The organism is Thiobacter subterraneus (assembly GCF_055379455.1).
In genome coordinates this window covers 1,263,986-1,290,278 of the sequence record NZ_AP042402.1, presented here as the reverse complement: position 1 = coordinate 1,290,278, position 26,293 = coordinate 1,263,986, and the positions used below count along the sequence as shown (strand labels likewise).

At 66.3% G+C, this 26,293-nt stretch carries 25 protein-coding genes; 15 read left to right on the top strand and 10 right to left on the bottom strand.

Annotated features, from left to right (window positions below):
- Positions 1-123: 123 nt before the first annotated feature.
- Both ACZ42P_RS06445 and ACZ42P_RS06440 read right to left on the bottom strand, forming a co-directional pair.
- Positions 124-417: a type II toxin-antitoxin system RelE/ParE family toxin gene (locus ACZ42P_RS06445; RefSeq protein ID WP_464899257.1), complete on the bottom strand. Its 294-nt coding sequence runs from the start codon at positions 415-417 to the stop codon at positions 124-126.
- Positions 405-686 (bottom strand): CopG family ribbon-helix-helix protein, encoded by a 282-nt coding sequence (locus ACZ42P_RS06440; protein ID WP_464899256.1) that lies wholly within the window; start codon positions 684-686, stop codon positions 405-407. The genes ACZ42P_RS06445 and ACZ42P_RS06440 overlap by 13 nt, the downstream gene beginning before the upstream one ends.
- A gap of 909 nt (positions 687-1,595) precedes the next feature.
- Here ACZ42P_RS06440 and ACZ42P_RS06435 point away from each other — a divergent pair.
- The 4 genes from ACZ42P_RS06435 to coq7 all read left to right on the top strand — a co-directional run bounded on the left by ACZ42P_RS06435 (position 1,596) and on the right by coq7 (position 5,714).
- Positions 1,596-2,744, top strand: a complete 1,149-nt coding sequence (locus ACZ42P_RS06435; protein ID WP_464899255.1) for a porin — start codon at positions 1,596-1,598, stop codon at positions 2,742-2,744.
- Between the two features lie 265 nt (positions 2,745-3,009).
- The gene (locus tag ACZ42P_RS06430; protein ID WP_464899254.1) at positions 3,010-3,948 is read left to right on the top strand and encodes an REP-associated tyrosine transposase; all 939 of its coding nucleotides are present in this window, start codon (positions 3,010-3,012) and stop codon (positions 3,946-3,948) included.
- A gap of 15 nt (positions 3,949-3,963) precedes the next feature.
- Positions 3,964-5,094 carry a (Fe-S)-binding protein gene (locus ACZ42P_RS06425; RefSeq protein ID WP_464899253.1) on the top strand — a complete coding sequence of 377 codons (1,131 nt, stop codon included), beginning with the start codon at positions 3,964-3,966 and terminating at the stop codon, positions 5,092-5,094.
- On the top strand, positions 5,091-5,714 hold the full coding sequence (coq7, locus tag ACZ42P_RS06420) for a 2-polyprenyl-3-methyl-6-methoxy-1,4-benzoquinone monooxygenase (RefSeq protein WP_464899374.1): 624 nt from the start codon (positions 5,091-5,093) through the stop codon (positions 5,712-5,714). Before ACZ42P_RS06425 ends, coq7 begins: the two co-directional genes overlap by 4 nt.
- Before the next feature lie 758 nt (positions 5,715-6,472).
- On the opposite strand, the gene ACZ42P_RS06415 is transcribed toward coq7, so the two are convergent.
- The gene (locus ACZ42P_RS06415; protein WP_464899252.1) at positions 6,473-7,588 is read right to left on the bottom strand and encodes a ribonucleotide-diphosphate reductase subunit beta; all 1,116 of its coding nucleotides are present in this window, start codon (positions 7,586-7,588) and stop codon (positions 6,473-6,475) included.
- Positions 7,589-7,632: 44 nt separating this feature from the next.
- Positions 7,633-10,560, bottom strand: coding sequence for a ribonucleoside-diphosphate reductase subunit alpha (locus tag ACZ42P_RS06410; RefSeq protein ID WP_464899251.1), 2,928 nt, complete (start codon positions 10,558-10,560; stop codon positions 7,633-7,635).
- Between the two features lie 263 nt (positions 10,561-10,823).
- Here ACZ42P_RS06410 and purU point away from each other — a divergent pair, with 263 nt between their 5' ends.
- Positions 10,824-11,678, top strand: a complete 855-nt coding sequence (purU, locus tag ACZ42P_RS06405; protein WP_464899250.1) for a formyltetrahydrofolate deformylase — start codon at positions 10,824-10,826, stop codon at positions 11,676-11,678.
- A gap of 235 nt (positions 11,679-11,913) precedes the next feature.
- On the opposite strand, the gene ACZ42P_RS06400 is transcribed toward purU, so the two are convergent.
- The 6 genes from ACZ42P_RS06400 to trmL all read right to left on the bottom strand — a co-directional run bounded on the left by ACZ42P_RS06400 (position 11,914) and on the right by trmL (position 15,895).
- Positions 11,914-12,426, bottom strand: a complete 513-nt coding sequence (locus ACZ42P_RS06400; protein ID WP_464899249.1) for a hypothetical protein — start codon at positions 12,424-12,426, stop codon at positions 11,914-11,916.
- Complete coding sequence (locus ACZ42P_RS06395) at positions 12,419-13,312, bottom strand: FAD:protein FMN transferase (RefSeq protein WP_464899248.1); 894 nt, start codon at positions 13,310-13,312, stop codon at positions 12,419-12,421. Before ACZ42P_RS06395 ends, ACZ42P_RS06400 begins: the two co-directional genes overlap by 8 nt.
- Entirely contained in the window at positions 13,309-13,845 is a 537-nt protein-coding gene (locus ACZ42P_RS06390) for an FMN-binding protein (protein ID WP_464899247.1), read from the bottom strand. Before ACZ42P_RS06390 ends, ACZ42P_RS06395 begins: the two co-directional genes overlap by 4 nt.
- A gap of 8 nt (positions 13,846-13,853) precedes the next feature.
- Entirely contained in the window at positions 13,854-14,711 is an 858-nt protein-coding gene (locus tag ACZ42P_RS06385) for a DUF6662 family protein (protein ID WP_464899246.1), read from the bottom strand.
- A 77-nt stretch (positions 14,712-14,788) separates the two neighbouring features.
- Entirely contained in the window at positions 14,789-15,007 is a 219-nt protein-coding gene (gene hemP, locus ACZ42P_RS06380; RefSeq protein ID WP_464899245.1) for a hemin uptake protein HemP, read from the bottom strand.
- Between the two features lie 423 nt (positions 15,008-15,430).
- Positions 15,431-15,895 carry a tRNA (uridine(34)/cytosine(34)/5-carboxymethylaminomethyluridine(34)-2'-O)-methyltransferase TrmL gene (gene trmL / locus ACZ42P_RS06375; protein WP_464899244.1) on the bottom strand — a complete coding sequence of 155 codons (465 nt, stop codon included), beginning with the start codon at positions 15,893-15,895 and terminating at the stop codon, positions 15,431-15,433.
- 95 nt (positions 15,896-15,990) lie between these two features.
- On the opposite strand from trmL, the gene ACZ42P_RS06370 reads away from it, so the two are divergent.
- The 10 genes from ACZ42P_RS06370 (at position 15,991) to ACZ42P_RS06325 (ending at position 25,935) form a co-directional block, all read left to right on the top strand.
- Complete coding sequence (locus tag ACZ42P_RS06370; RefSeq protein WP_464899243.1) at positions 15,991-17,694, top strand: GspE/PulE family protein; 1,704 nt, start codon at positions 15,991-15,993, stop codon at positions 17,692-17,694.
- 91 nt (positions 17,695-17,785) lie between these two features.
- Complete coding sequence (locus ACZ42P_RS06365; protein ID WP_464899242.1) at positions 17,786-19,018, top strand: type II secretion system F family protein; 1,233 nt, start codon at positions 17,786-17,788, stop codon at positions 19,016-19,018.
- A gap of 362 nt (positions 19,019-19,380) precedes the next feature.
- A complete protein-coding gene (locus tag ACZ42P_RS06360) occupies positions 19,381-19,896 on the top strand; it encodes a prepilin-type N-terminal cleavage/methylation domain-containing protein (protein WP_464899241.1) in 516 nt (171 codons plus the stop codon).
- An 86-nt stretch (positions 19,897-19,982) separates the two neighbouring features.
- Complete coding sequence (locus ACZ42P_RS06355) at positions 19,983-20,387, top strand: type II secretion system protein (protein ID WP_464899240.1); 405 nt, start codon at positions 19,983-19,985, stop codon at positions 20,385-20,387.
- Between the two features lie 11 nt (positions 20,388-20,398).
- Positions 20,399-20,884, top strand: coding sequence for a prepilin-type N-terminal cleavage/methylation domain-containing protein (locus ACZ42P_RS06350; RefSeq protein ID WP_464899239.1), 486 nt, complete (start codon positions 20,399-20,401; stop codon positions 20,882-20,884).
- Positions 20,885-20,951: 67 nt separating this feature from the next.
- Complete coding sequence (locus ACZ42P_RS06345; protein WP_464899238.1) at positions 20,952-21,377, top strand: GspH/FimT family protein; 426 nt, start codon at positions 20,952-20,954, stop codon at positions 21,375-21,377.
- Positions 21,364-21,831: a prepilin-type N-terminal cleavage/methylation domain-containing protein gene (locus tag ACZ42P_RS06340; protein WP_464899237.1), complete on the top strand. Its 468-nt coding sequence runs from the start codon at positions 21,364-21,366 to the stop codon at positions 21,829-21,831. The genes ACZ42P_RS06345 and ACZ42P_RS06340 overlap by 14 nt, the downstream gene beginning before the upstream one ends.
- 2 nt (positions 21,832-21,833) lie before the next feature.
- Positions 21,834-22,643 carry a prepilin-type N-terminal cleavage/methylation domain-containing protein gene (locus ACZ42P_RS06335; RefSeq protein ID WP_464899236.1) on the top strand — a complete coding sequence of 270 codons (810 nt, stop codon included), beginning with the start codon at positions 21,834-21,836 and terminating at the stop codon, positions 22,641-22,643.
- The gene (locus ACZ42P_RS06330) at positions 22,640-23,074 is read left to right on the top strand and encodes a hypothetical protein (protein WP_464899235.1); all 435 of its coding nucleotides are present in this window, start codon (positions 22,640-22,642) and stop codon (positions 23,072-23,074) included. Before ACZ42P_RS06335 ends, ACZ42P_RS06330 begins: the two co-directional genes overlap by 4 nt.
- Positions 23,068-25,935, top strand: coding sequence for a DUF6701 domain-containing protein (locus ACZ42P_RS06325; protein ID WP_464899234.1), 2,868 nt, complete (start codon positions 23,068-23,070; stop codon positions 25,933-25,935). The genes ACZ42P_RS06330 and ACZ42P_RS06325 overlap by 7 nt, the downstream gene beginning before the upstream one ends.
- Positions 25,936-26,293 lie beyond the last annotated feature (358 nt).

Genomic DNA, 26,293 nt, shown 5'->3' with positions numbered 1-26,293 from the left:
GGGCAGGGGCGGGGGTGAAGCAGATGAGCCCCTGTGTCAGCTCAACCCCTGTGGGAGCCGCTTCAGCAGCGGCCAGGGGCTTGACTATAAAGTAAAGACCTGACCCCGCTGGACTTGACCCCACTAGAGCGGGTAGTCGAGCTCCCGCTGGTGACGGATGGCGAGAATGCGCACTTCGTCCTGCACGGGCAGAAAACGATAGAGCGCCACATAGCCCGTCTTGCCGAACGAGATCACCAGCTCCCGCAGCTCGCCTTCCACGCGGCGGCCGATCAGAGGGTGCCGTGCCAGCATGCCCACCGCCTCGCGAATCGCCGCAGCCGAGGCAACCGCTGCCTCCCTGTCGTGCTGGCGCAGAAACTCGAAGGTGGTTTTCAGGTTGGCGAGGGCGTTCGCCGAATAGACTACTTTCGCCACGGCCGCGGCGACGCGGTTTCGTGCCCGCCGGCGAAGCGTTCCAGCCAGTCGTGCACGTCCTCCGCCCGATAGACCTGCGCGCCGCCGTCGATGGCGGCATCCGCGGCCAGGGCTTCGCGAAGGAATGCCCGCATGCGCTCCTCGCGGGCGACCTCCCGCTCCAGCGCCTCGATCATCAGGCTGTGGGCGGACTTGTTCGATTCCCTGGCCAGCCGGAGGATGCGCTCCTTGAGCGCCTCCGGCAGTTTGAGGGTCGTGCTCACGGTCATGGCGGCTTCCTGTCCAGTGGGTGTTACCATGGTATCACTCTCCCGGCCGCTGACAAGGTCAGGGCGTCCCCCGGTACGAGGGGTGCGCTTCATGAAGCGCAGGGCTCCAGTGTCAGCTCCATCCCTGTGGGAGGCGCTTCAGCGGCGGCCGGGGGTGCGGCAAGGCTGATCGCGGCTGAAGCCGCTCCCACAGGCTCTGGCCACTCCCGGAAAGGCTTGGGCGCTGCCACAGGTCCCCTCCGCCCCGATGGAGGGCAGGGGCGGGGGTGAAGCAGATGAGCCCCTGTGTCAGCTCAACCCCTGTGGGAGGCGCTTCAGCGGCGACCTGGGGTCCCGGCAGGGCTGATCGCGGCTGAAGCCGCTCCCACAGGCCCTGGCGCGCCCACAGCCCTCTTCCCCTCGATGGGAGAGGGGCGGGGTTGGGGGTGAAGCGGATGTGCTCCAGTGTCAGCTCCACCCCTGTGGGAGGCGCTTCAGCGGCGACCTGGGGTCCCGGCAGGGTTGATCGCGGCTGAAGCCGCTCCCACAGGCTCTGGCCACTCCCGGAAAGGCTTGGGCGCTGCCAAAGGTCCCCCTTCCCCTGGATGGGGGAGGGCAGGGGCGGGGGTGAAGCGGATGTGCTCCTGTGTCAGCTTCACCCCTGTGGGAGGCGCTTCAGCGGCGACAGGCGGGACAAACATAATCGCGGCTGCAGCCGCTCCCACAGGGACCTTCCCCCACTGTGGGAAGGGCCGGGTGTTGCAAAAACACAACACAGGGCCTGGCTGTTGCAAAAAAATCCCTGAAAAACTTGTCACCCCGTTCCCTGCCTCGGCACAATTGGCTCAACTTCTCGCATCAGGAGAGGTTGACTGGGCGAAGGGCGTTCCGCCCGAGCCCGCTTGACTCATCAACAAAAGGAGAGACTCGATGAACAAGAAGCTTCTCGCTCTGGCCGTGGCCGGCGCCTTCGCGGCTCCGGTGGCGATGGCCGACAGCAGCAACGTGGTGATCGGCGGCACGATGCACTTCTCGCTGGACAGCATGAAGGGCAACACGGGCAACGGCACGGACAACACGACCAACTGGAACGTGTCCAGCAACGCCTCCAACATCTACTTCAAGGGCACGGAAGATCTGGGCAACGGGCTGTCCGCCATCTGGCAGATCCAGACCTACTTCTCGGCCGGTGGCACGGGTAACGCCGATACCAGCTTCGGTGCAACAAAGGACGGCGTGAGCTCCGGCAACACTTACGTCGGCCTCAGCTCCAAGTCCTGGGGCATGGTCATCCTCGGCAAGCACGAGTCGCCCCTCAAACTGGTTGGCCGAAAGGTGGATCTCTTCGGCGACCAGCTGGGGGATAACCGCAATCTGGTAACGAGCGCAGTGGGCGGAGGGATTAACAATACTGCCGGTTTCGATCTCCGTCCCAACAACGTGATCGCCTACGGCACGCCAGCTTTCAATGGCTTCAAGGCCCTGGTCGCGTACGTGACCAACGCTTCCTCTGGCGTCGCCAGAGATTCCGGCACCCTTTCGACCGATTCTGTCAGCGCCTGGTCCGGCAACGTGACCTACGAAAACGGCCCCATCTATGCTGGCTTGGGCTACGAAAAACACAAGTTCTCCGACTTTGGCACGGCCGGCCGGGATGATGAAAAGGCCTGGCGTCTGTCCGCCGGCTACAACTTCGGCGACTTCAAGGTGGTCGGCCTGTATCAGCACGAATCCGGTCTCTTCCGCAATGCTGCCAACAACAACGTGAAGCGCAACACCTGGGGCCTGGGTGGCGCGTACAAGCTGGGCGCCAACACCCTCAAGCTCCAGTATTACAAGGCGGGCGACCTGAAGAACAGCGGTCTGGCCAACGAAAGCGAGACCGGCGCGTCCATGTGGGCGCTGGGTGTGGATCATGCCCTGTCCAAGCGGACGACCATTTACGCTGTCTATGCGCAGACCAACAACGACAATGCTGCTGCATACAGTGCGTTCGGCGGTGGCCATGGCGACAATCCGGGCACGGTCACGGGCAAGGACCCGCATGGCTTCGGCGTGGGTGTGAAGCACACCTTCTGATTCGGCTCAACCGAATCGCGAAGCATCAAACGGGCGCCTTCGGGCGCCCGTTTTTTTAACGGTGGTGGGGTCAGGTACTGGGGTCAGGTCTTTACTTTATAGTCAAGCCACCGGTCGCGGCAGTTACCCCATGCTCACCCTCGCCCCGCCTTCCCCCCATCAAGGGGGAGGGGAACTGAGCAACAGGGGTCACGAGCAACAGGGGTCACACGAGCAACAGGGGTCAGGTCTTTACTTTATAGCGCCTCGCGGCTACATTGACACCATGACACGTCCCCTGCGTCTGGAATTCCCCGGAGCCGTCTATCACATCACCGCCCGCGGGGACGGGCGGGAGGAGATCTTTCTCGACGATGCCGACCGGCAGCGTTTCCTGGATCTGCTCGCCCGCGAGGTGCAGCAGCAGCGCTGGCGGCTCTACGCCTGGTGCCTGATGGGCAACCACTACCACCTGCTGCTGGAGACGCCCGAACCCAATCTCGTCGCCGGCATGCGGCGGCTCAACGGTGTGTACACCCAGGCGTTCAACCGCCGTCACGGGCGCGTGGGGCACGTGCTGCAGGGGCGCTACAAGAGCATTCTGGTGGACCGGGACAGCTATCTGCTGGAGCTGTGCCGCTATGTGGTGTTGAATCCGGTGCGCGCCGGGCTGGTGAAGCGGCCCGAGGACTGGGCCTGGAGCAGCTACCGGGCCACGGTGGGCAAGGTGGCGGCGCCGGGCTGGCTGCGCGCGGACTGGGTGCTGGCGCAGTTCGGGGAGGATCCGGCGGCGGCGCGGCAGGCGTACCAGCGCTTCGTGCGCGCGGGCATCGGGGCCGAGTCGCCCTGGCAGAACCTGCGCAGCCAGATCTACCTGGGCTCGGAGGAATTTCTTGCGCGCATGGAGCGGCTGGCCGCGGCGAGCGAGGCAAAGGGTGTGCCGCGGGGGCACCGTCTGCCTGCGCGGCCGAAGCCCGACGGGCTGCTGGAGGAAGTGTGCCGGATCTACCGCTGCAGTGCGGAGGATGTGCAGAGCCGCCGTCACCAGCCGGCCTTCCAGTCATGGGTGTACCTGCTGCGGCGGGCGGCCAATCTTGGCCTGCGCGAGACGGCGGCGCTGGCGGGCGTTTCCGCCCCGCGCATTTCCCAGATTCAGCGGGTTTTCGACCGGGAGCCGCCGGCGGCGCTGGCGCGCCTGCTAACCAGGTATAAAGTAAAGGCCTGACCCCGGCCGAAGGTCATGACATCCCTGCTCACCGAGACCGGCCGCTGTGTGGCCTGCGGCATGTGTCTGCCCCACTGTCCCACCTACCGCAAGCTGGAATCGGAGGCGGATTCGCCCCGCGGCCGGGTGATGCTGGCGCGCGCGCTGGCGGAGGGGGCGATTGGGCCGGAGCCGGCGCTGGTCACCCATCTCGACCGCTGCCTGGCCTGCCGCGCCTGCGAGGCGGTGTGCCCCGCCGGGGTGCGCTATGGGGAGATCATCGACGGCGCGCGCGCGCTGCTGGTGGAGAAGGGCCGCCCGCCGCGGGGCCCGGCGCGCTGGCTGCCGGGCCTGCTGGCCTCGCCGCTGCTGCTCGCGCCCGCGGGCTGGCGCTTCCGGTCCGTGTATGCTGCCCGGGGCGGGCGGCAGGGCACGGTGTCGCTGTTCCTGGGGTGTGTGGCGCGCCTGGCCGATGCCGAAACCCTGCGTGCCGCGATTTTCCTGCTCACAAGGCTGGGGTTCGAGGTGCGCCTGCCCCGCGGCCAGACCTGCTGCGGGGCGATGCACCAGCACGGCGGCGATCCGGGCCGGGCGGCCTTGGCTGCGCGGCGCAACATCGGGGTGTTCGCGGGGTCGGACCGGGAGGCTGCTCGCGCGCCCATCCTGTTCTGTGCCAGCGGCTGCGGGGCGAGTCTGGTGGAATACGGCCGCCACGGGAAAGCCGGCGCCGCCTTCGCCCGGCGCGCCACGGACGTGGTTTCGTTTCTCGCCCGGGCGCCGGGCTGGGAACGGCTCACGCCGGCGCCGCGGGAGGAGACGGTGGCCGTCCACGAACCCTGCAGCAGCCGCAACGTGCTGGGCAACGCGGCGGATGTCCATGCCCTGCTTGGCCGCATCCCGGGCCTGCGGGTGGTGTCCCTGCCGGGCAACGACCAGTGCTGCGGCGCGGCGGGGCTGTATTTCCTGCGCCAGCCGGCCCTCGCCCGGCGTCTGCGGGCTGATAAAATGCCGGGACCGGGGGATCGCCCCCCGCGCTTATGGGTGAGCACCAATTTTGGCTGCGCGCGCTGGCTGGCGTCGGGACTGCGCGAGGCGGGGCACGCGGTGGAGGTGCTGCATCCCGTGGTGCTCGTGGCAAGACAACTGGGGTTTACCGGAACATGCTGAATCTGGACACGCTCATCATTGCCTTCGACAAGGGCCTGCGCACCGTGTTTGCCCCCGCGCCCACGGTGCGGCCGCGGCCCGGGAAGGATCTGCCCGAGCCGGCGCTCACCGAGGCGGAGAAGCGCCACGCCGCGGGCCTCATGCGCGTCAACCACAGTGGCGAGGTATGCGCCCAGGCGCTCTACCAGGGGCAGGCCCTCACCGCGCGCAACCCCGCCGCCCGCGCCGCGCTGGAACAGGCGGCGCAGGAGGAAACCGAACACCTCAACTGGTGCGAAACCCGGCTCAAGGAGCTGGGCTCCCACAAGAGCTACCTCAACCCCCTGTGGTACACCGGCTCGCTTGCCATCGGCATGCTCGCCGGCGCGCTGGGGGATCGGTGGAATCTTGGTTTCCTGGCGGAAACGGAACGCCAGGTGGAAGCCCATCTCGACCGGCACCTCGCGCGCCTGCCGGCACAGGATGCCAAGAGCCGGGCCATCGTGGAGCAGATGAAGATCGACGAGGCGCGGCACGCCACCACCGCCCTCGAGCACGGCGGCGCCTCCCTGCCCCTGCCCGTGCGCCTGGGGATGAAGCTGACTTCCAAGGTGATGACCACCGCCGCCTACTGGATCTGAGGCCGGGGCCTCCACTGCTGTTTGGGGTCACTCCACTGCTGTTTGGGGTCAGGTCTTTACTTTATAGCCAAGCTGGTGCTGCTTGGGGTCAGGTCTTTACTTTATAGCCAAGCTGGCGGTCGCCGCTAAAGCGCCTCCCACAGCAGTGCTGTTTAGTCAAGCCATTGGTCGCCGCTGAAGCGCCTCCCACGACACCAGCCGACTCTGTGGGAGCGGTTCCAGCCGCGACAGGACCATCGCACTGCCGGAAGGTCGCCGCTGAAGCGCCTCCCACAGCAGTGGCCAGCCCTGTGGGAGCGGTTCCAGCCGCGATGCGCAGATGGAGCCTCTGTCACCCCCTCTCCAACCCTCCCCCATCGAGGGGGAGGGGGCATGTGGGAGCGGCTTCAGCCGCGACAGGACCATCGCACTGCCGGAAGGTCGCCGCTGAAGCGCCTCCCACAGCAGTGGCCAGCCCTGTGGGAGCGGTTCCAGCCGCGACAGGACCATCGCACTGACGGAAGGTCGCCGCTGAAGCGCCTCCCACAGCAGTGCTGTTTAGTCAAGCCATTGGTCGCCGCTGAAGCGCCTCCCACAGCAGTGGCCAGCCCTGTGGGAGCGGCTTTAGCCGCGATAGTTAGCTGCGATCTCTGCAACTCACCCCCTCCCCAACTCTCCCCCATCGAGGAGGAGGGGGACATGCGGGCGCGGCTTCAGCCCCGGTGGGCCTGCCCGGCGCCCGGCGTCGCGGGGGAAGGGGCTGCCGCGTGGATGGCGGGTCAGTCCCAGCTCAGGGCGCCGCCGGTCTGGTATTCGATGACCCGGGTTTCGAAGAAGTTTTTCTCCTTCTTGAGGTCGATCATCTCGGCCATCCAGGGGAAGGGGTTGGTGGCGCCGGGGTAGAGTTCGTCCAGGCCGATCTGCTGGCAGCGGCGGTTGGCGATGAAGCGCAGGTATTCCTTGAACATGGGGGCATTGAGGCCCAGCACGCCACGGGGCATGGTGTCCTCGGCATAGGCGTATTCCAGCTCCACGCCCCGGCGGATCAGGCCGCGGATTTCCTCGCGGAATTCCGGCGTCCACAGGTGCGGGTTTTCCATCTTGATCTGGTTGATGAGGTCGATGCCGAAGTTGCAGTGCATGGACTCGTCCCGCAGGATGTACTGGTACTGCTCGGCCGCGCCGGTCATCTTGTTCTGCCGGCCCAGGGCGAGGATCTGCACGAAGCCCACGTAGAAGAACAGCCCTTCCATGATGCAGGCGAACACGATCAGGCTCTTGAGCAGCTTCTGGTCGTTTTCCGGCGTGCCGGTTTTGAAGGCGGGGTCGGTGAGGGTGTCGATGAAGGGGATGAGGAACTCATCCTTGGCGCGGATGCACGGCACCTCGTGGTAGGCGTTGAAGATTTCGCCTTCGTCCAGGCCCAGGCTTTCGACGATGTATTGGTAGGCATGGGTGTGGATGGCTTCCTCGAAGGCCTGGCGCAGCAGGTATTGCCGGCATTCCGGGGCGGTGATGTGGCGGTAGGTGCCAAGCACGATGTTGTTGGCGGCCAGGGAATCGGCGGTGACGAAGAAGCCCAGGTTGCGCTTGACGATGAGCCGCTCGTCCTCGGTGAGGCCGTTGGGGTCCTTCCAGGTGGCGATGTCCCGGCTCATGTTGATTTCCTGGGGCATCCAGTGGTTGGCGCAGCCGGCCAAATATTTTTCCCAGGCCCATTTGTACTTGAACGGCACGAGCTGGTTGACGTCGGCCGCGCCGTTGATGACGCGCTTGTCCTCCACCCGCACGCGGCGGTATTTGATGTCATCGAAGTGCGGCTCGGGCTCGCGCGCGACGGGTGCGGTGCTGTGGGCACGGGGCAGGGGGGCCAGGTCGTCTTCAAAGCTCAGCATGCTTCGTTCTCCTCGTTGGTGTTCGCTCGCTGGTCGGGTGGCTGTCACTGGCAGGCTTCGCATTCCTCGAAGCCGGGATCGCCCGGGCGCAGGGTGCACGCCTTGCCGGCGATTTCCGGCTCCGGCAGGCGCGTGCCGGACATCATGGGTGCGCCCGCGGCCACCGCGCCGAGCCCGCTCGCGGCACTTCCGGCCATGCCGCCATGGGCCGGCACGGCATTGAGCTCGCCGCCCTTGCCGGTGGATTTCTCGGCGGAGGTGGCGGCCAGGGTGCGCAGGTAGTAGGTGGTCTTGAGGCCGCGAATCCAGGCGAGCTTGTAGATCTCGTCCAGCTTTTTGCCGGAGGCGCCGGCCATGTAGATGTTGAGGGACTGGGCCTGGTCGATCCACTTCTGGCGGCGCGCCGCCGCCTCCACCAGCCACCTGGGCTCGATCTCGAAGGAGGTGGCATACAGGTGGCGCAGCTCCGCCGGCACGCGGTCGATGCGGGCAAGCGACCCGTCGAAGTACTTGAGATCCCCCACCATCACCTCGTCCCACAGACCCAGCTTCTTGAGATCCGCCACCAGGTATTTGTTCACCACGGTGAATTCGCCCGAGAGGTTGGATTTCACGTAGAGGTTCTGGTAGGTGGGTTCGATGGAGGCCGACACGCCCACGATGTTGGCGATGGTGGCGGTGGGGGCGATGGCCAGGCAGTTGGAATTGCGCATGCCCACCTGCCGGATGCGCTGGCGCAGGGCCTCCCAGTCCAGGGTTTCCGAATCATCGTATTCCAGGTAGCCGCCGCGCTCCTCGGCAAGCAGTTTCAGGCTGTCCTTGGGCAGGATGCCGCGATCCCACAGGGAACCCCTGAAGGTGCTGTAGCGGCCGCGTTCCTCGGCCAGCTCCGTCGAGGCCCAGTAGGCGTAGTAGGCCACGGCCTCCATGGAGCGGTCGGCGAATTCCACCGCCTCCGGGGAGGCATAGGGAATGCGCAGCTCGTAGAGGGCATCCTGGAAGCCCATGATGCCCAGCCCCACGGGCCGGTGTTTGAGGTTGGAGGTGCGCGCCTTGCCCACGGCGTAGTAGTTGATGTCGATCACGTTGTCCAGCATGCGCATGGCGGTGCGAATGGTCTTCCTGAGTTTCTCGTGATCGAGCTTGCCGTCGCGGATGTGGTTCACCAGGTTCACCGAACCCAGGTTGCACACCGCGATTTCCGTGTCCGAGGTGTTGAGGGTGATCTCGGTGCACAGGTTGGAGGAATGCACCACCCCCACGTGCTGCTGGGGGCTGCGGATATTGCAGGGATCCTTGAAGGTGATCCAGGGATGCCCGGTCTCGAACAGCATGGTGAGCATCTTGCGCCACAGCTGCACCGCGGACACCCGGCGGAAGTTCTTGATCTCGCCGCGCGCCGCCTTCTCCTCGTAGGCCACGTAGGCGCGCTCGAATTCACGGCCGTACTTGTCGTGCAGATCCGGCACCTCGTTGGGGGAGAACAGGGTCCACTCGCCATTCTCCATCACCCGCTTCATGAACAGGTCGGGAATCCAGTTGGCCGTGTTCATGTCGTGGGTGCGCCGCCGGTCGTCGCCGGTGTTCTTGCGCAGCTCGAGGAACTCTTCGATGTCCAGGTGCCAGGTTTCGAGATAGGAGCACACCGCCCCCTTGCGCTTGCCGCCCTGGTTCACCGCCACGGCGGTGTCGTTCACCACCTTCAGGAAGGGAATCACGCCCTGGGACTTGCCGTTGGTGCCCTTGATGTGGGAACCCAGCGCGCGCACCGGCGTCCAGTCGTTGCCCAGACCGCCGGCGAACTTCTGCAGCATGGCGTTTTCCTTGATGGCCTGGTAGATCCCCTCCAGATCATCGGACACCGTGGTGAGATAGCAGCTCGACAGCTGGGAGTGGCGCGTGCCGGAATTGAACAGGGTGGGCGTGGAGCTCATGAAGTCGAACCGCGACAGCACGTCGTAGAACTCGATGGCGCGCGCCTCGCGGTCGATTTCGTTGAGGGCCAGGCCCATGGCCACGCGCATGAAGAAGATCTGGGGCAGCTCGATGCGCCGCTCGTCGATGTGCTGGAAATAGCGGTCGTAGAGGGTCTGCAGCCCCAGGTAGCCAAACTGCAGGTCACGCGAGGCATCCAGCGCTGCGCCCAGGCGCGCGAGGTCGAACTGGGCCAGGCGCTCGTCCAAGAGCTCCGCCTCGATGCCCTTCTTGATGAAGCGCGGGAAATACTCGGCATAGCGGGTGGCCATCTCCGCCTGGGACACTTCCTCGCCCAGCACCTCGTAGCGGATGCTGTTGAGCAGCAGGCGGGCGGAGACCTGGGAATAGGCCGGGTCCTTTTCGATCATGGAGCGTGCGGCGAGGATGGTGCTCTTGCGCACTTCCTCCATGCGCACGCCGTCGTAGAGATCCCGCATCACCGCTTCCATGATGGCGTCGGGCGAAACCTGGTCGCCCAGTCCCTCGCAGGAGGCCTCGATCAGCGCCCGCAGGCGCGCCACGTCCAGCGGCCGGCTCACGCCGTTCTCCACCACGTTGAGGGTGGGCGCCGGCTGGGCGGCCTGCTGCTTCTGCGCAGCGCGCGCCCGGGCCCGTTCCTCCCGGTAGAGCACATAGGCGCGCGCCACGTCGTGTTCGCCGGAGCGCATGAGCGCCAGCTCCACCTGGTCCTGGATGTCCTCGATGTGGAAGGTGCCGCCGTTGGGCTGGCGGCGCATGAGCGCGTTCACCACCTGCTGCGTCAGCTGCTCCACCAGCTCGCGCACCCGCGCCGAGGCCGCGGCCTGACTGCCCTTGACCGCGACGAAGGCCTTGGTCATGGCGATGGCGATCTTGTTGGGCTCGAACGCCACCACGCTGCCGTTGCGGCGGATGGTCTTGTAGTCGGCGTAGGTGCGGTCGTTCATGGTGGGCGGAGCGGCGTAGTCGAGGGGGCGGGCGGGGGCGGAATCGGTGACGGCGGGGGACGGTTGCATGGGGTGGTCTCCTCTTTCTCGACGGGCTCTCTTTGGAAAAAGCTTAAAAATGACCAGCTTAGGCGGGCTACCCGGAACCACAATATCTTGTGGTCAAGGGTAGTCGAGGACCCCAATTCTAGGGATCCGGGGCCCGGTGTCAACTGAAATGTGGGAAGCGCGGCCAAGCCGCGCGCCGCGGCCGTCGCAGGGGCGAATTGCGGGCATCCGGGTCCGGAGAAGGGCGGGTGCTATGATCCGGGAAAAGACCCGGGCGCCCCACCATGAAAAACACCGCCGTGCTCCTCATCAGCTGCCCCGACCAGAAGGGTCTGGTGGCGGCCATCGCTGACTTCCTGCTGCGCCACGATGCCAACATCCTCCACGCCGACCAGCACCAGGACGCGGAGATGAAACTCTTCCTGATGCGGGTGGAGTGGGACCTCTCGGATTTCCGGCTGGATATCTCGGAGTTCGAAACCGCCTTCCGCCCGGTGGCGGAGAAGTTTTCCATGACCTGGCGCCTCGCCCTGTCCGCCCAGCGGCCGCGCATGGCGGTGTTCGTGTCAAAGTACGACCACTGTCTGGCGGATCTCCTGTACAGGCACCAGGCGGGCGAGCTCCACTGCGACATCCCCCTCATCATCAGCAACCACGAGGACACCCACTGGCTGGCGGAGGCCTACCGCATCCCCTTCCAGCATATGCCGGTACACCGGGATTCCAAACGCGAGGTGGAGCGCGACCAGCTCGCCCTGCTGCGCCATCACCACGTGGATTTCATCGTGCTGGCGCGCTACATGCAGGTGCTCTCTCCGGAATTCATCCACCACTATCCGAACCGCATCATCAACATCCACCACTCCTTCCTGCCCGCCTTCCACGGCGCGCGGCCCTATCACCGGGCCTACGAGCGGGGCGTCAAGCTGATCGGCGCCACCAGCCACTACGTGACCGAAGTGCTGGACGACGGCCCCATCATCGAGCAGGACGTGGTGCGCATCTCCCATCGTGACCAGCTCGAGGACCTCATCCAGAAAGGCGCCGACCTGGAAAAGATCGTACTTTCCCGCGCGGTGCGCTGGCATATCGACAACCGCGTGCTGGTCTATGCCAACAAGACCGTGGTGTTCGACTGACTCTCCGGAAACCGGGTCAGGACTTATGGGTGGGGTCAGGCCTTTACTTTATAGTGAGGTGGTCCGGCGCGGCTGGAGCCGCTCCCACACTGCGTCCACATAACCGGCAAAATGTGGGAGAGGTGGACGCGCTTTGGCGGCTACACTGGCCTGACTATAAAGTAAAGGCCTGACCCCACTTTCCTAAAGTAAAGGCCTGACCCCGCTTTCCCATTTTCTTTCAGGTGGCGAATGGTCAGGGGGTTTCGGTGGCGGGCAAGGATTTCTGCTGCGGTGGATCCGGGCGGTGGCGGTAGCGCGCGGGCAGGCCTGCACGCCGCCCCAGCCGCACGTGCAGGGCCAGCACGACGGGCAGGGCGAGACCGGGGAGCCAGTGCAGAGGGGGCAGCCATGTTTCGGTCGATTCGCCGCCGAAGTAGTACAGGGCATAGCCGGTAGCCGCCAGCCATGCGAGGCAGATCTGCAGCACAAGGCCGGTCCGGCGGTTTCTGTTGCGCTGCCAGGCCGTGCGCGCGTGCACCGGCAGCACCGAACCGGCGGCCACCAGGATGGCGAAGGCAAAGGCCCCGTGGAGGCGCAGCCACCACTTTTCCAGCGGGTGCGGTGCAAAACCGAACGGCCCCGGCGAGGTGAGGAAGTAATGGAAGAGCAGCCAAAGGGTTCCCGACAACCACGTGCCGAAGAAGATGCCCTGCAGTATGCGGCGGTGGCGTTGCCCGAGGCGGATGGGCAGAGGAAGTTTATGCATGGCATGGCTCCTCGGGATGGAGTTGAGTCATGGTCCAGGCGCCGCTGCGTTCATCGCGCTCAAGCACGATGGCCCGGGCTGCGAACCGGGCCAACAGAGGGCGGGCGGCGGCGCGGTCGGCGAGCACGATCTTGGTCAGGGCATCGGCGGTGAGGCAGTCGGGTGCCAGCACCGTGACGCTGCAGGCCGGGGCCAGGGCCTGGCGGCGGTGGGGATGGATGTGGGGTGTGACGCACACGCCGTGCACCCGCCGCGCGGTGAAATAGCCCGCGGAGGTGGCGGCGGCGCCGGCCCGCAGTTCAGTGACCGGCACAAGCTGGGTGGGTGCGGCCGGGTGCCGCACGTACAAGGGTTGCCATGCCGGCCCGAACAGCCGCAGGTCGCCGCCGGCATTCACACGGGCGCTGGCCATGCCGTGGGCACGCAGGACTTCCAGCGCCTGATCTACCGCGAAACCCTTTGCGATGCCCCCGAGGTCGATGCGCACGCGACGGCCAAGCCGCACCCGGTGCCCGGGCAACAGTTCCACATGACGCCAGTCGCCCTGTCCGGAACAGCGGGGAAAGCCAGGATGGCGCGGCAGGTAGCCCAGGCGCGCCAGCACCGGTGCCACCGTGATGTCGAACAGACCGGCGCTTGCCAGCGAGAACGTCCGGGCTGCGGCCAGTACCTGCCACGTCCAGGGGTGCACGGCGACGGCCTGCCTGGCACCATCGCGGTTGATGCGGCTGACGTCGGAATCCGGGTCGTGATAGCTCATGAGACGATGCACCTCGGCAATGACCCGGAACGCCGCTGCCACCGCCGGTGCAGCCTGGCCGCCGCTGGCGCTGATTTCCACCAGGGTGCCCAGCCAGGGCTGGGCCCGGCGAACGACCCCGCTCATTTCAATGCGACCTCGTAGGTGGCCAGCAGGCGGCGCACACCCTCTGCGATGTGTTTGCAGGACAGTGTCGCGCCGCTGATGTTTTGAATGTCCTGGTCCAGTTCCAGTGGTGCGCCGGGGCGTTTGCCCACGAACTGGGCACGCCAGCCGGCGTTGCGCACCTGGCCCCCGTGGGTTTCGCGGTAATCCAGGATTTCGATGCCGCGCACCGCACCGGTGGCATCGAGCGCCACGGCATAGGTGATGAACTCGTGCTTGCCATACACCTCGTCCAGCAGGAACCAGCCCACGGGCTGGCCCCCACCCTCGACGCGCCAGGCATGGAGCTCGGGCACGCGCACGCGCACGCGCGCGGCCTGTTCGATGGCCGCGCGCTGCGCGGCGGTGAGGATGAGCCGCACCGGCCGGAAACCCGTGGCTTCAGGAAACAGCAGGTGCTGGGCCTGTTCCACCGTGAGGTATTGCACCGCGTGGGCGGGCAGGGCGGCCGCAGCGATCACCGGCACAGCCAACCAAAACAGGGGTTCACGCATGGGTTGCCTCAAAAGTTGTAGCCGAGTTTGAGGCGGATCTCCTGCTTTTCGTGATCCGCGAGGTGCAGCCCCCTGCTCATGTCGCGCTCGTCGGAGCCGGCGAGCTGCTTCACGTAGGTGAGGGTGGCCCACCACTGTTTCCCGCCGTAATGCAGGCTTGGGCCGGCGAACACGTCCCAATGGGCGCGTTTCCAACTCTCGCCCGGGGTCCTGCTGTATTCCACATCCCCCCAGCCCTCAAAGCCCACGAACCAGTTGGGTGCGAAGCGATAGGACACGCCCGTGCGCAGGCGTGGCGCGATGGCATCTTCCCGCTCCCCACCATCGCGCGGCCGGGTGGTTTCCGCTTCCAGTTCCAGGTTGGTGACCCACTGCAGCTGGTCGTCGAGGAAAGGTTTCTGGAAGATGAGCTTGCCTTCCAGCTCCCAGGCGTCGACCTTTTCGCCGGTGACGGAGTCGATGCTGTCGTAGGTCAGTTCGCCGTAGAGGGCGATGCCGAGGCCCTGCTTGTAGGGGGAAGCGAGCATTTTTTTCACTTCGGCCGAAATGCCGCTCAGGCGGGATTGCTTCAGGTCGCCGTCCATCTCCCCCGGAACCGGGCTGCCGTCGTAGTCGTGGCGGTAGCCGTTGAGATAGATGGCAGCCGAGAGGGTGTCCGTGAAGCCGTACTCGTATTCCAGGCGCAGGTGCTGGGACTCGTAGTGTCCCTGGCGCTTGCCCCGATGGTCCGTGAGCCAGAGGTAAGCTTCCGCTGCACCCTGGGGCAGGGTCTCGGCGCCCGTGGTGTAGCCCAGCAGATTCTCATCCGCGTGGGCAGGCAGCGCCAGCGCCAACAGCGCGCCGGCAAGCAGGGGGGTTCGTTTCATGCCAGTTCCTTTCTCCGGAATAAAAAAATCCTGGCTGGCTGGCTCCGGCGGTCCGGAACTGGCTGGCTAGCATGGGCTTACTTCGTCAGAATCAGCTTGCCGGCGCGGGTAATGCGCAGGCGATATTCCTCGCCGCGGTGCAGGATGCGCACTTCGCCCGTCTGCCCGAACAGCCGCTCGCTGGGGATGGGCTGACGTCGGTCCAGGATTAGGTAGCCGGCGCTTTGCCGGGGGGCACCAGGGGCAAGGCTTTGGTTCATTTTCGGGAAGATGTCGGTAATGCGAGTAATTCGCATTCTCGTTCCTGCAGCTGAGATTGTCAAGTCCCGACCCTGCTGGCAGGTCGGCGGTCAAGGGAGTGCTCATCACAAAGGGGGGGCAGCACAAATGGGGTCCATCACAAAGGGGGTCACCATCACAAAGGGGGTCAGGTCTTTACCTTATAGTCAAGCCGTTCGGTCAAAGCCGCCGCCACGTTCCGTCCCCACGAGCGGCAAGACATGGAAGGTCCCTTGGCGGTGAACCGGCAGCCGCCAGCCTGATTGCGGCTGAAGCCGCTCCCACAGGCCTCGCTCCAGTCCTTTCCCCCCTCGACGGGGGCGTGGAAGTTGCGCGCGGCGTGCTCAATGCCAACTACCGCTTGACTATAAAGTAAAGACCTGACCCCGCCGCTATGACCCTAAAGTAAAGACCTGACCCCGCCGCTAATGACCCCACCGCTAGAGGGCCCCGGCAAAGCCGTTCTGGCGCCAGGCTTCGAACACGACGACGGCGGCGGCGTTGGAGAGGTTGAGGCTGCGCGAGTGGGGCAGCATGGGGATGCGCAGGCGCCGTTCCGGTGGAAACTCGGCCAGCAGCTCGTCCGGCAGGCCGCGGGTCTCCGGCCCCAGGAGGAAGGCATCGCCGGGCCGGTACGCCACTTCGCTGTAGCGGCAGGTGCCGCGGGTGGAGAGGGCGAACAGCCGGCTGCCTGCCAGCGTCCGGCGGCAGGTTGCCCAGTCGGGATGAACGGTGACCCGCGCGAATTCGTGGTAGTCGAGCCCCGCCCGGCGCAGCTGTTTGTCCTCCAGCCGGAAGCCCAGGGGCTCAACCAAGTGCAGGGTGGTGCCGCTATTGGCACAGAGTCGAATGATGTTGCCCGTGTTGGGCGGGATTTCGGGCTGGTAGAGGACCAGGTGAAACATTGCCTTGCGCCTCCGGACAAAAAGCGTTAGTGTAGCCAAATCAAGAATATGCAAAACGAATATGAAGTGTAATCTGAACTTTGTCAGGGGGTGCGGTGGCGAGGCCTGAAAAAGTCCGGCTGGGGGAGATCCTGGTCAACCAGAAGCTCATCTCCCAGGAGCAGCTGGCGCTCGCCCTGGAGGAGCAGAAACGCACCGGGCGCAAGCTGGGGCGCATCTTCGTGGAGCAGGGTTTCGTCACGGAGGATCAGATTTCCGAGGCGCTTGCCCGCCAGCTCAACATTCCCTACATCAATCTCAAGTTCTACCAGCTGCGGCCGGAGGTGGTGCGGCTGCTGCCGGAAACGCAGGCCCGACGCTTCCGCGCCATCGTCATGGAGGCCAAGGGCAATACCGCGCTGGTGGGCATGGCCGATCCCACCGACCTGTTCGCCTACGACGAAATCGCGCGCATCCTGAAGCGGGACCTGAGCCTGGCGGTGGTCAACGAAGGCCAGCTCATGGACGCCATCGACCGCCTCTACCGGCGCACCGAGGAAATCGCCGATCTGGCCCATGAGCTCGAGGTGTCCCTGGGGGATACCGCGGTGGATTTTGGTCTCCTGGGCGCGACCCCCAGCCTGGAAGACGCACCGGTGGTGCGCCTGCTGCAGACCGTGTTCGAGGACGCGGCCCAGGTGCGGGCCTCCGACATCCACATCGAACCCCAGGAAAAGACCCTGCGCATCCGCTTCCGCATCGACGGTGTGCTGCACCTGCAGACCGAGGTAGACCCCAAGATCGCCACCGCCCTGGCCCTGCGGCTCAAGCTCATGTCCGGGCTGGACATCTCGGAAAAGCGCCTGCCCCAGGACGGACGCTTCCACGTGCGCGTGAAGAACCGCACGGTGGACGTGCGCATCTCCACCCTGCCCACCCAGTATGGCGAGTCGGTGGTGATGCGTTTGCTCAACCAGGACGAGGGTGTGCCGAGCCTGGAGCAGCTGGGCTTCCCGCCGGAGATGCTGAAACGTTTTCGGGAAATCTTCCACCGCTCCCAGGGGATGGTGCTGGTGACCGGCCCCACCGGCTCGGGGAAGACCACCACCCTCTATTCGGTGCTGGCCGAGCTCAATTCCGTGGAGCGCAAGATCATCACCGTGGAAGACCCGGTGGAGTACCGTCTGCCCGGCATCAACCAGGTGCAGGTGAACGAGAAGATCGATCTCACCTTCTCGCGCGTGCTGCGCACCGTTTTGCGCCAGGATCCGGACATCGTGCTGGTGGGGGAGATGCGCGACCAGGAGACCGCCCAGATCGGCATGCGTGCCGCCATGACGGGCCACATGGTGCTCTCCACCCTGCATACCAACGACGCCGTCTCCACGCCCATCCGGCTGCTGGACATGGGCGTGCCGCCCTACATGGTGGCCATGTCGGTGCATGCCGTGCTCGCCCAGCGGCTGCTGCGTCTGGTGTGCGACAGCTGTGTCACCGACTACACGCCCCTGCCCCATGAACTCGCCTGGCTGGAGCTGGAGCTGGGCGCAGAGGCGGCGCACCGGCGCTGGGTGCAGGGGCGCGGCTGCACCCATTGCAACGGCACCGGTTACCGGGGCCGCACCGGCGTGTACGAAATGCTGGAAATGACCGGCCCCCTGGTGGAAGCGCTCAACCATCAGGACACGCAGGGTTTCGTGCGCCTGGGGCGGGAACAGCTCACGGGCCGCACCCTGCGCCGCGCCGCGGTGGAGCTGGCCCTGGCCGGCCGCACCAGCATCGCCGAGGCCATGCGGGTGAGCAGCGCGCTGGACGAATAAAAACAGTTTCAAGGCACAAGGTACAAGTCGCAAGTCTGGCTACGCCGGGCGTGACTTGTGACGGTCAACCCCAGGTATTCAACGGACCGCCATGCCGGTATTCGCATACAAGGGCCGCAACCCCCGCGGCGAGCTGGTGGAAGGCACGCTGGAGGCCGCCAGCCCGGCGGCGGTGGCCGACCAGCTCATGACCATCAGCGTCACACCCATCGAAATCCGCACGGCGCCTGCGCCCCGCGCAGGGCAGCGGCCGGAATGGCTCAACCGGCTCCTGGAGCCGCGGGTGGGCCCGCTGGACATCCTGCTCTTCTCGCGCCAGATGCACACCCTGCTCAAGGCCGGCGTGCCCATCCTGCGTGCTCTGGCCGGGCTGGAGGAATCCACCAGCAACCGCAGCTTCGCGCAGGTCCTGCGCAATGTGCGCGCCAGCCTGGATGCGGGCCGCGAGCTGTCGGTGGCCCTGCGTCGCGAGGGCGTGTTCTCGCCCTTCTACATCAGCATGGTGCGGGTGGGCGAGATGACGGGGCGGCTCGACGAAATCTTCCTGCGCCTGTTCCATCACCTGGACTTCGAGCGCCGCACCCGGGAGCAGATCAGGGCCGCGCTGCGCTACCCCACCTTCGTGGTGATCGCCATGGCGGTGGCCATCGTCATCGTCAACCTGCTGGTGATTCCCGCCTTCGCCAAGGTCTATGCCGGCTTCGGCGCCCAGCTGCCCCATGTGACACAGCTGCTGATTGGTTTTTCCAATTTCATGGTGGCCACCTGGCCGGTGCAGCTGGCGCTGCTCGTGTTCGCCATTCTTGGGCTGCGGCTGTGGATCCAGACCCCGCGCGGCCGCTACCAGTGGGACCGGTTCAAGCTGCGCCTGCCGGTGGTGGGCGCCATCGTGCGCAAGGCCACGCTTGCGCGCTTTGCCCGTTCCCTGGCGCTGGCGGTGCGAAGCGGCGTGCCCATCGTGCAGGGCCTGTCGGTGGTGGCCAAGGTGGTGGACAACGACTACATCGGCGCGCGCATCGAGCAGATGCGCGACGGCGTGGAGCGCGGCGAGACCATCCTGCGCACCGCGGTGGCGAGCGGCGTGTTCACCCCGGTGGTGCTGCAGATGATCGCGGTGGGCGAGGAAACCGGCGCGGTGGACGACCTCATGCAGGAAATCGCCGAGATGTACGACCGCGAGGTGGAATACGAAGTCAAGAACCTCTCGGCCCAGATCGAACCCATTCTCATCGTGGGCATGGGTGTGCTGGTGCTCGTTCTCGCCCTCGGCGTGTTCCTGCCCATCTGGGATCTGGGCCGGGCGGCCCTCGGGCGGGGCGTGTGAGGCCCCGGGCATGGGGCTTGCGGGATAGGCGGTGCCGAAGGTCGCCGCTGAAGCGCCTCCCACATTCTGAGCGGCGGCCAGGCCCTGTGGGAGCGGCTTCAGCCGCGATCAACTTGGCAGCGCCGAAGGTCGCCGCTGAAGCGCCTCCCACATTCTGAGCGGCGGCCAGGCCCTGTGGGAGCGGCTTCAGCCGCGATGGGCATGGGCGGCTGAAGGCCGCTGCTGAAGGTTTTCCACCCCCACCCCGGCCCTCCCCCATCGAGGGGGAGGGGGATGTGGGAGCGGCTTCAGCCGCGACAGGGAGCGGCAAGGCAGGCTGGCTGGGCAATGAAGGGGCGGTGGCCACAACGGGACGGAAAGCCATGAGGTTGGAGTGCAGCCGGGGGTTCACCCTGCTGGAGCTGGTGGTGGTGGTGTGCGTGGTGGCCCTGCTGGGGCTCGCGGCCATCGACCGGCTGCTCTATGTGCGGGAGCAGGCGGAGAAGGCCATGGTGGAGCAGAACATCCAGATGCTGAAGGCGGCGGTGCGGCTGCAGGTGGCGGCGCTGGTGGCGGCCAACCGCACGGCAGAAATTGCCGCCCTCGCCGGCAGCAATCCCGCGGTCTGGCTGGAAGAGCCCCTGCCGGGCTACCGGGGCGAGTTCGGGCCGGGCAGGCGGCCCGACTGCCGGGGCTGCTGGTATTTCGACACCGGGCGCCGGGAACTCGTCTATGCCGTGGACCGGGGCGATTACTTCACGGCCGACGCAGGCGGCGAAAAGCGCGTGCGCGTGCGGGTGGAGGCGGTCACCCCTCAAGAAATTCCCGGCGAGGCCGTAGTTCAGTCCATTCCCTCGGCCCGGCTGGTGGTGGAACCCTACCGCTGGTTCGGCGGCTGAAGGCCAAGGCTGCGGCAGGGCGGCCGTGGCACGGAGTTTGCTTGAAGGCTTTTCGTCAACGCATTGCAACCAAAGGAGAACGCATCATGCACAAGGCGCAAACCGGCTTCACCCTCATCGAACTGGTGGTGGTGATCGTGATTCTGGGCATTCTGGCGGCCACGGCGCTGCCGAAATACATTGATATGACCACGGAGGCTGGTAACGCGGCTGCCCAAGGTGTGGCGGGTGCGATCGCCAGTGCTTCGGCCATTAATTACGCGAAAAAACTGGCGGGCGGTAGTGGAACTACCACTATTAACAGTACGACCACCTGCGCGGACCTCCAGAACCTTGTGACCGGCGTGGACTGGACCAACGATTTCGAGTGGACGAGTTCTACGACGGCCCTTGGGGCAGGGTGCACGGCTGGTGCTACGGTGAACACCTGCCAAGTCAAGAGCAAGAAAGGTGGCACTGGCCAGCCCGTTACTGTGACCTGTACTGGTTAAGGAGCGAGCCCATGACTGCCTACAGCCGTGGCTTCACCCTCATCGAACTCATCGTGGTCATCGCCATTCTGGGCATCCTGGCGGCCACCGCCCTGCCGCGCTACATCAATGCCCAGCAGCAGGCACGCATCGCCAAGGCCCAGGGCATCTACGGGGCCATCCGGTCTGCGGCGGCACTGGCCCATGCCCAGGCGCTGGTCACCAACACCCCCCTCAGCGGGTCGCAAACGATCACGATGGAAGGCGTCAACGTCACGCTGATCAATGGCTATCCCACGGCCAACGGGGCGGGCATTATCACTGCCGCCCAGCTCAACGCTGCCGCCGACGGCCTTACCATCAGCGCGGGCGGGCCAGGCGCGGGTGCCAACATTACCCTGGATGTGGTGGGGGGTACTGCGCCGAACTGCCGGGTGAGCTACACTGCGCCGCCGAATCCCACGCCGGGCAATCCCGTCACCTCCCCGACCATCACGGTCGTCACCACCGGCTGCTGAGTGGGGCAGGGCAACCCGGGCGGGGCGGGCGCAGGCCCTGCCCCGTTTTTTTCCTGGAACTCGCGGCATGCGCGGCTTCACCCTGGTGGAACTCGTGGTGGTCATCGTCGTCCTCGGCATTCTGGCCGTGGTGGTGGCGCCGCGCTTCTTCGACCGTGCCACCTTCGATGCCCGCGGCTTTTCCGACGAGCTGGCCCAGACGGTGCGCTTCGCCCAGAAGCTGGCCGTGGCCCAGCACCGCACGGTGTACGTGACGACCGGCGGCGGGCAGGTGCGGGTGTGCTTCGATGCCGCCTGCAGCCAGGCCGCGCCGTCTCCCGCGGGCGGGGCGCTGGCACGTCCCGTTCCGGCCGGTGTGAGTCTGGCCGCGCCCGCAAGCCTTGCCTTCGATGCCCTGGGCCGGCCCTCCGCTGCGGCGACCTATGCCGTGACCGGCGGGGGGGTGAGCCGCACCCTCAGCGTGGAGGCGGAGACAGGCTATGCGCACTTCTGAGCGGGGCTTCTCCCTCCTCGAGCTGATCGTCTTCATCGTCATCGTGGGGGTGGCCGTGGCGGGCGTGCTGGCGGTGATGAACCTCACCACGGCGAAGAGCGCCGACCCCCTGATCCGCAAGCAGGCGCTGGCCATCGCCGAGGGTATGCTGGAGGAAATCCTGCTCCGGGATTTCGCCAATCCGCCGGGCGGCTTCAGCGGGGCGGCCACGCCCGCCAACCGGCCGCTGTTCGACGACGTCTCCGACTACAACGGCTACACCTCCAGCGGCATCTACGATCTCACCGGCACGCCCATCCCCGCGCTGGCCGCCTACGGCGTCGCCGTCACGGTGGCCAGCGAGGCGCTGGCGGGGGTGCCGGCGGCCGCCTGCAAGCGGGTGACGGTGACCGTCAGCGCGCCCGGCGGCGAGAGCATCACCGTCTCCGGTTTCCGCATGGACACGGGGTCCTAGCCATGGGTGCCGCGCGCGGCTTCACCCTGGTGGAAATGATCGTGGTGATCGTCATCACGGGCATCATTGCCGCCATGGTGGCGGTCTTCATCAGGAAGCCGGTGGAAGGCTATTTCGACACCGCGCGCCGCGCCCAGCTCTCCGACATCGCCGACACCGCCCTGCGCCGCATGGCCCGCGACGTGCGCCTCGCCCTGCCCAACACCCTGCGCGTGACCGACGGTGACCGGACGTTGGAATTCCTGATGACGCGCACCGGCGGCCGCTACCGCGCCCAGCCCCGGAGCGATGGCACGGGCGATGTGCTGGATTTCGCCACGGCGGACACCGGCTTCGACATCCTGGGACCGGCGGTGACATTCCAGACTGGCGACCGCATCGCGGTGTACAACCTGGGGCCCAACGTCCCCGGCGCCAATGCCTATGCCGGCGACACGCTGGCCGCCTATACCGGCGCGCCGGGGCCCCAGAGCCAGGTCACCATCGCCGCCAAGCAGTTTCCCCTGGCCTCGCCCGCGAGCCGCTTCCAGGTGGTGGAAGGCCCGGTAAGCTATGCCTGCGACCTCACCACCGGCACCCTGTGGCGCTACTGGGGCTACGCCATGCAGGCCGCGCAGCCCGGCGCCGCCGCGCTGCCGGGGCTGGCCGGCGTGCAGGCGGCGCGTCTCGCCACCCGGGTGAGCGCATGCAGTTTCCGCTATCTGGAAGGCGTGACGGAACGCTCCGGGGTGCTGGAACTCGCCCTCACCCTGAGCGATGGCGGCGAGAGCGTCACCCTCTACCACACCGTGCACGTGGACAACGAGCCATGAGGCAGCGGGGCTTTTCCACGGTCGCGGCCATCTTTCTGGTGGTGGTGCTCGCCGCCCTGGGCGCGTTCATGGTGAGCCTGTCCACCACCCAGCACAGCGCGGTGACCCTGGACCTGCAGGGCGCACGGGCCCTGGCTGCGGCGCGCGCCGGCGTGGAATGGGCCACCTGGCAGGCGGTGAAGAACACCGCCGCCTACGGCTGCACCGCGGGCAGCCACACCGCCACCCTCAACTTCACCGGCGATCTGGCCGATTTCACCACCACGGTCGTCTGCACCTCCAGCCCCTTTGATGAGGCTGGCAACACGGTGCGGGTGTATTCCATCGTCAGCACCGCCAAAACCGGCACGCCCGGCGCGCTTTACTACGTGGAACGGGTGATGACGGCGGATGTGGCGGTGTGTACTGCAGCGGGGGGAGGCGCATGTTGATGGCCAATCGGGTGGCGCTGGGAGCTTTGCTGCTGGCATGTCTCGGGTTCGCGGGGTCGGCGTCTGCCTGGTGGAACAACGCCTGGAACTATCGCGTACCCATCAATGTGCCGGCTGGTGCGGCGGTAAACAGCACCATAAAGGTGGACGTGGACTTCGCGGCCTTGCTCACGGCCGTGGGTGCTACGGGGGTGTTCGATGCCAATTCATGGCGGGTCGTCCGCGCCGACGACGCCACGCTCGCCGCCACCCAGGAATGGACCGACGCGGTGTATGCCGGCGCAACCGACGCCACCGGCAATGCGCGTGGGGAACTGCGCTTCCTGCTGCAGGACGCCGGCCCGACGACCTACTATATTTACTTCGACGTCACAGCCAACGGCCCCAAGACTGCCAATCCGCAGCCGCCCATCAACGGTAATTTCGAGGTGGGCGGATCGGGTACGCAAAACCCGCCGGGATGGACGGCGACCAAGGCCAGTTCCGTGTTTGACGCGCAAGTGCGGCCCAGCGAAACCGTTTCCGTCACGACCGACGGCGCAACCGCGGGCAACGGGACGCCGCCCAAGTTGACGGACGGCACGCCCCGGAGCGGAAACTTTTCCTATCTTCTGGGCGCGCGCACCAACAACGAACCCAATGGCTTCGATGGAATCGCGGTCATGTTGTCACGCACGATTTCCGTCCCCGCCACCAATCCGGGGACGTTGACCCTGCGCTACCGGGTGGAGGGGTGGGACAGTTCAGAAAACAACGCGGCTGACTACGATTACATTCGGGTGCGCCTCTTGGGAGCGACGACCACCGTGCTGGTCGGCCCTCCCGCGAACAATTACACCACATATCCCTTCAGCCCGAACTTGGGCCTGAATAAGGCCGGAAAAAAAAACTCAGGTTGGGGCCAGTACAACGGCTGGGATACGGATACAAACGGGAACCACCGATCCGGGATGACGCTCCTCCGCGGCAGCGAACCTTGGTTCACGGTAACGACGCCGTTGACTGCCTATGCGGGCCAGACGATCACACTGGAGATCGTCGCCAAAAGCTATTTCGAATACCGCAGCTGGTATCACATCGACGACGTCGAGTGGAGTGTGGTGCCGGCCACCCTGGGGACGCCCTCGACCCGGGCGGTGACGCCTGGCGGCTTCAATGCCTATGACACGACAACGCCGGCCGGTGCCGTCACCGGCTTCATCAAAACCAAGATTGCCGGCCAGGCGTTCACCCTCGATCTCATTGCCCTCAACGTTCCCAAGACCGCCATCGAGACTGCCTTCACCGGCACTGTCAAGGTGGAACTGCTGGATGCCAGCAACAACACCGGTCCGCTCGACGGCAACGGCTGCCGCAGCAGCTGGACGGTCATTCAGACGCTGAGCCCGAACCCGGTGTTCGCGGCGGGAGACAACGGCCGGAAGACGGTCTCCTTCCAGGAAAACGAGGCGTGGCGTGAGGTGCGCGTGCGGGTGAGCTACCCCGCAACGGGCACGCCCAGTGTGGTGGGGTGTTCCACGGACAACTTCGCCATCCGCCCGGCAAGCCTCAGCTGGTCGGCGCGTGATGCCGACTGGCAAACACCCGGCACGGCGCGGCTGCTTGCCAACGGCAGCGCAGCCGGCGGCGTGGTGCACAAGGCGGGCAGGCCCTTCACGCTCACCGCCACGGCGCTCAATGCGTCCGGCAATGTCACGACCCGCTACGACGGCGCCCCTGCTGCGGTGGTGGTGGCGTGCAGTCTGCCCGCGTCCTGCAGCCCGGGTGCCCTCGCTACCGGGGGGTGGACGGCCAGCTCGGGCACGGTGGTGAGCAATGGCGCCACCTATTCGGAGGTGGGGGTGATCAGTGTGCGGCTGGAGGATGCCAGCTTCGCCGCGGTGGACGCGGCGGATGGTTCCACCGCGGCGGACCGCACCATTCCCGGCGCGGCCCAGACGGTGGGCCGTTTCGTGCCCGACCATTTCGATCTCGCCCCGGCCAACACGCCCCAATTCAAAACGTTCAACACCACGGCGTGCGCCCCGCGCGCGTTCACCTATATCGGTCAGCCTTTCGGCTACGTCACGGCGCCGGTGGCCACCATCGCCGCGAAGAACGCCGCCGGCGGCACCACGGTGAATTACGCCGGCAGTCTGTGGAAGCTCACCGCTTCGGATGTGAGCCAAAGCTACACGTCCGTTCCCGCGACGCCTGCCCTCACCGTCAACATTGGCGCATCCACAATGCTCTCCAACAACGACGGCACCGGCTCCGTGCTGGTCAACGGCAGCGATACGCTCACCTACACCCGTCCCGCGAGTGCGCCCTGGCCGGCACCCTTCAACGCGAACATTTCTCTCAGCCTCAGCGTGCAGGACGCCAGCGAAAACGGCCCGGAACAGGGCATCATCGCCACCGCGGCGCCCGCCGTGTTCGGCGGCGCAGGCGGGATCGCCTTCGACGCCGGCAACACCTTCCGCTTCGGCCGCCTGCGGCTGGTGAACGCCCACGGCTCGGAACGGCTGCCGCTTGCGGTGCCCATGGTTGCGGAGTGGTTCGACGGCACGGTGTTCCGCGCCAACGGTGACGACAACTGCAGCAGCTTTACCCCCGGCCAGGTGAGTTTCTCCAACTGGCTGCGCAACCTCAACCCGGGCGAGACCACCGTGACCGGCGTGAGCTTCGCCAATGGCCGGGGTTCCATCAGCCTCTCTGCACCGGGTGCCGGCAACAGCGGTGCCGTGGACCTCACCCTCGACGTGCCGGCCTGGCTGGAATTTCCCTGGACCGGGGCGGGCATGGTGGATCCCAAGGCAAGGGCGACCTTCGGCATCTATCGCAGTGGCGGGAACATGATTTACCGGCGCGAGAGTTACTGAGCGCGTCTGCAGGCGGCGCGCGGCGCTGAAGGGCCTTCCACCCCGGCCCTCCCCCATCGAAGGGGGAGGGGATGTGGGAGCGGCTTCAGCCGCGATCAGCCTGGCAGCGCCGAAGGTCGCCGCTGAAGCGCCTCCCACAGGCGGGCCGGGCCCATGCTCTCTGGGAGGTCTGTGGGAGCGGCTTCAGCCGCGATCAACCTGGACGCGCCGAAGGTCGCCGCTGAAGCGCCTCCCACAGGCGGGCCGGGCCCATGTTTCTGTAGGGGCTCTGTGGGAGCGGCTTTAGCCGCGATCAACTTGGCAGCGCCGAAGGTCGCCGCTGAAGCGCCTCCCACAGGCGGGCCGGGCCCATGCTTCT

Coding starts and splice junctions, on each gene's coding strand:
- ACZ42P_RS06435 (WP_464899255.1), top strand. CDS start 1,596: ATGAACAAGAAGCTTCTCGCTCTGGCCGTGGCCGGCGCCTTCGCGGCT.
- ACZ42P_RS06365 (WP_464899242.1), top strand. CDS start 17,786: ATGCCGGTATTCGCATACAAGGGCCGCAACCCCCGCGGCGAGCTGGTG.
- ACZ42P_RS06355 (WP_464899240.1), top strand. CDS start 19,983: ATGCACAAGGCGCAAACCGGCTTCACCCTCATCGAACTGGTGGTGGTG.
- trmL (WP_464899244.1), bottom strand. CDS start 15,895: ATGTTTCACCTGGTCCTCTACCAGCCCGAAATCCCGCCCAACACGGGC.
- ACZ42P_RS06440 (WP_464899256.1), bottom strand. CDS start 686: ATGACCGTGAGCACGACCCTCAAACTGCCGGAGGCGCTCAAGGAGCGC.
- ACZ42P_RS06345 (WP_464899238.1), top strand. CDS start 20,952: ATGCGCGGCTTCACCCTGGTGGAACTCGTGGTGGTCATCGTCGTCCTC.
- ACZ42P_RS06395 (WP_464899248.1), bottom strand. CDS start 13,312: ATGAGCGGGGTCGTTCGCCGGGCCCAGCCCTGGCTGGGCACCCTGGTG.
- hemP (WP_464899245.1), bottom strand. CDS start 15,007: ATGCGAATTACTCGCATTACCGACATCTTCCCGAAAATGAACCAAAGC.
- ACZ42P_RS06390 (WP_464899247.1), bottom strand. CDS start 13,845: ATGCGTGAACCCCTGTTTTGGTTGGCTGTGCCGGTGATCGCTGCGGCC.
- ACZ42P_RS06385 (WP_464899246.1), bottom strand. CDS start 14,711: ATGAAACGAACCCCCCTGCTTGCCGGCGCGCTGTTGGCGCTGGCGCTG.
- ACZ42P_RS06410 (WP_464899251.1), bottom strand. CDS start 10,560: ATGCAACCGTCCCCCGCCGTCACCGATTCCGCCCCCGCCCGCCCCCTC.
- ACZ42P_RS06325 (WP_464899234.1), top strand. CDS start 23,068: ATGTTGATGGCCAATCGGGTGGCGCTGGGAGCTTTGCTGCTGGCATGT.
- purU (WP_464899250.1), top strand. CDS start 10,824: ATGAAAAACACCGCCGTGCTCCTCATCAGCTGCCCCGACCAGAAGGGT.
- ACZ42P_RS06400 (WP_464899249.1), bottom strand. CDS start 12,426: ATGCATAAACTTCCTCTGCCCATCCGCCTCGGGCAACGCCACCGCCGC.
- ACZ42P_RS06330 (WP_464899235.1), top strand. CDS start 22,640: ATGAGGCAGCGGGGCTTTTCCACGGTCGCGGCCATCTTTCTGGTGGTG.
- ACZ42P_RS06425 (WP_464899253.1), top strand. CDS start 3,964: ATGACATCCCTGCTCACCGAGACCGGCCGCTGTGTGGCCTGCGGCATG.
- ACZ42P_RS06430 (WP_464899254.1), top strand. CDS start 3,010: ATGACACGTCCCCTGCGTCTGGAATTCCCCGGAGCCGTCTATCACATC.
- ACZ42P_RS06335 (WP_464899236.1), top strand. CDS start 21,834: ATGGGTGCCGCGCGCGGCTTCACCCTGGTGGAAATGATCGTGGTGATC.
- ACZ42P_RS06360 (WP_464899241.1), top strand. CDS start 19,381: ATGAGGTTGGAGTGCAGCCGGGGGTTCACCCTGCTGGAGCTGGTGGTG.
- ACZ42P_RS06350 (WP_464899239.1), top strand. CDS start 20,399: ATGACTGCCTACAGCCGTGGCTTCACCCTCATCGAACTCATCGTGGTC.
- ACZ42P_RS06340 (WP_464899237.1), top strand. CDS start 21,364: ATGCGCACTTCTGAGCGGGGCTTCTCCCTCCTCGAGCTGATCGTCTTC.
- ACZ42P_RS06415 (WP_464899252.1), bottom strand. CDS start 7,588: ATGCTGAGCTTTGAAGACGACCTGGCCCCCCTGCCCCGTGCCCACAGC.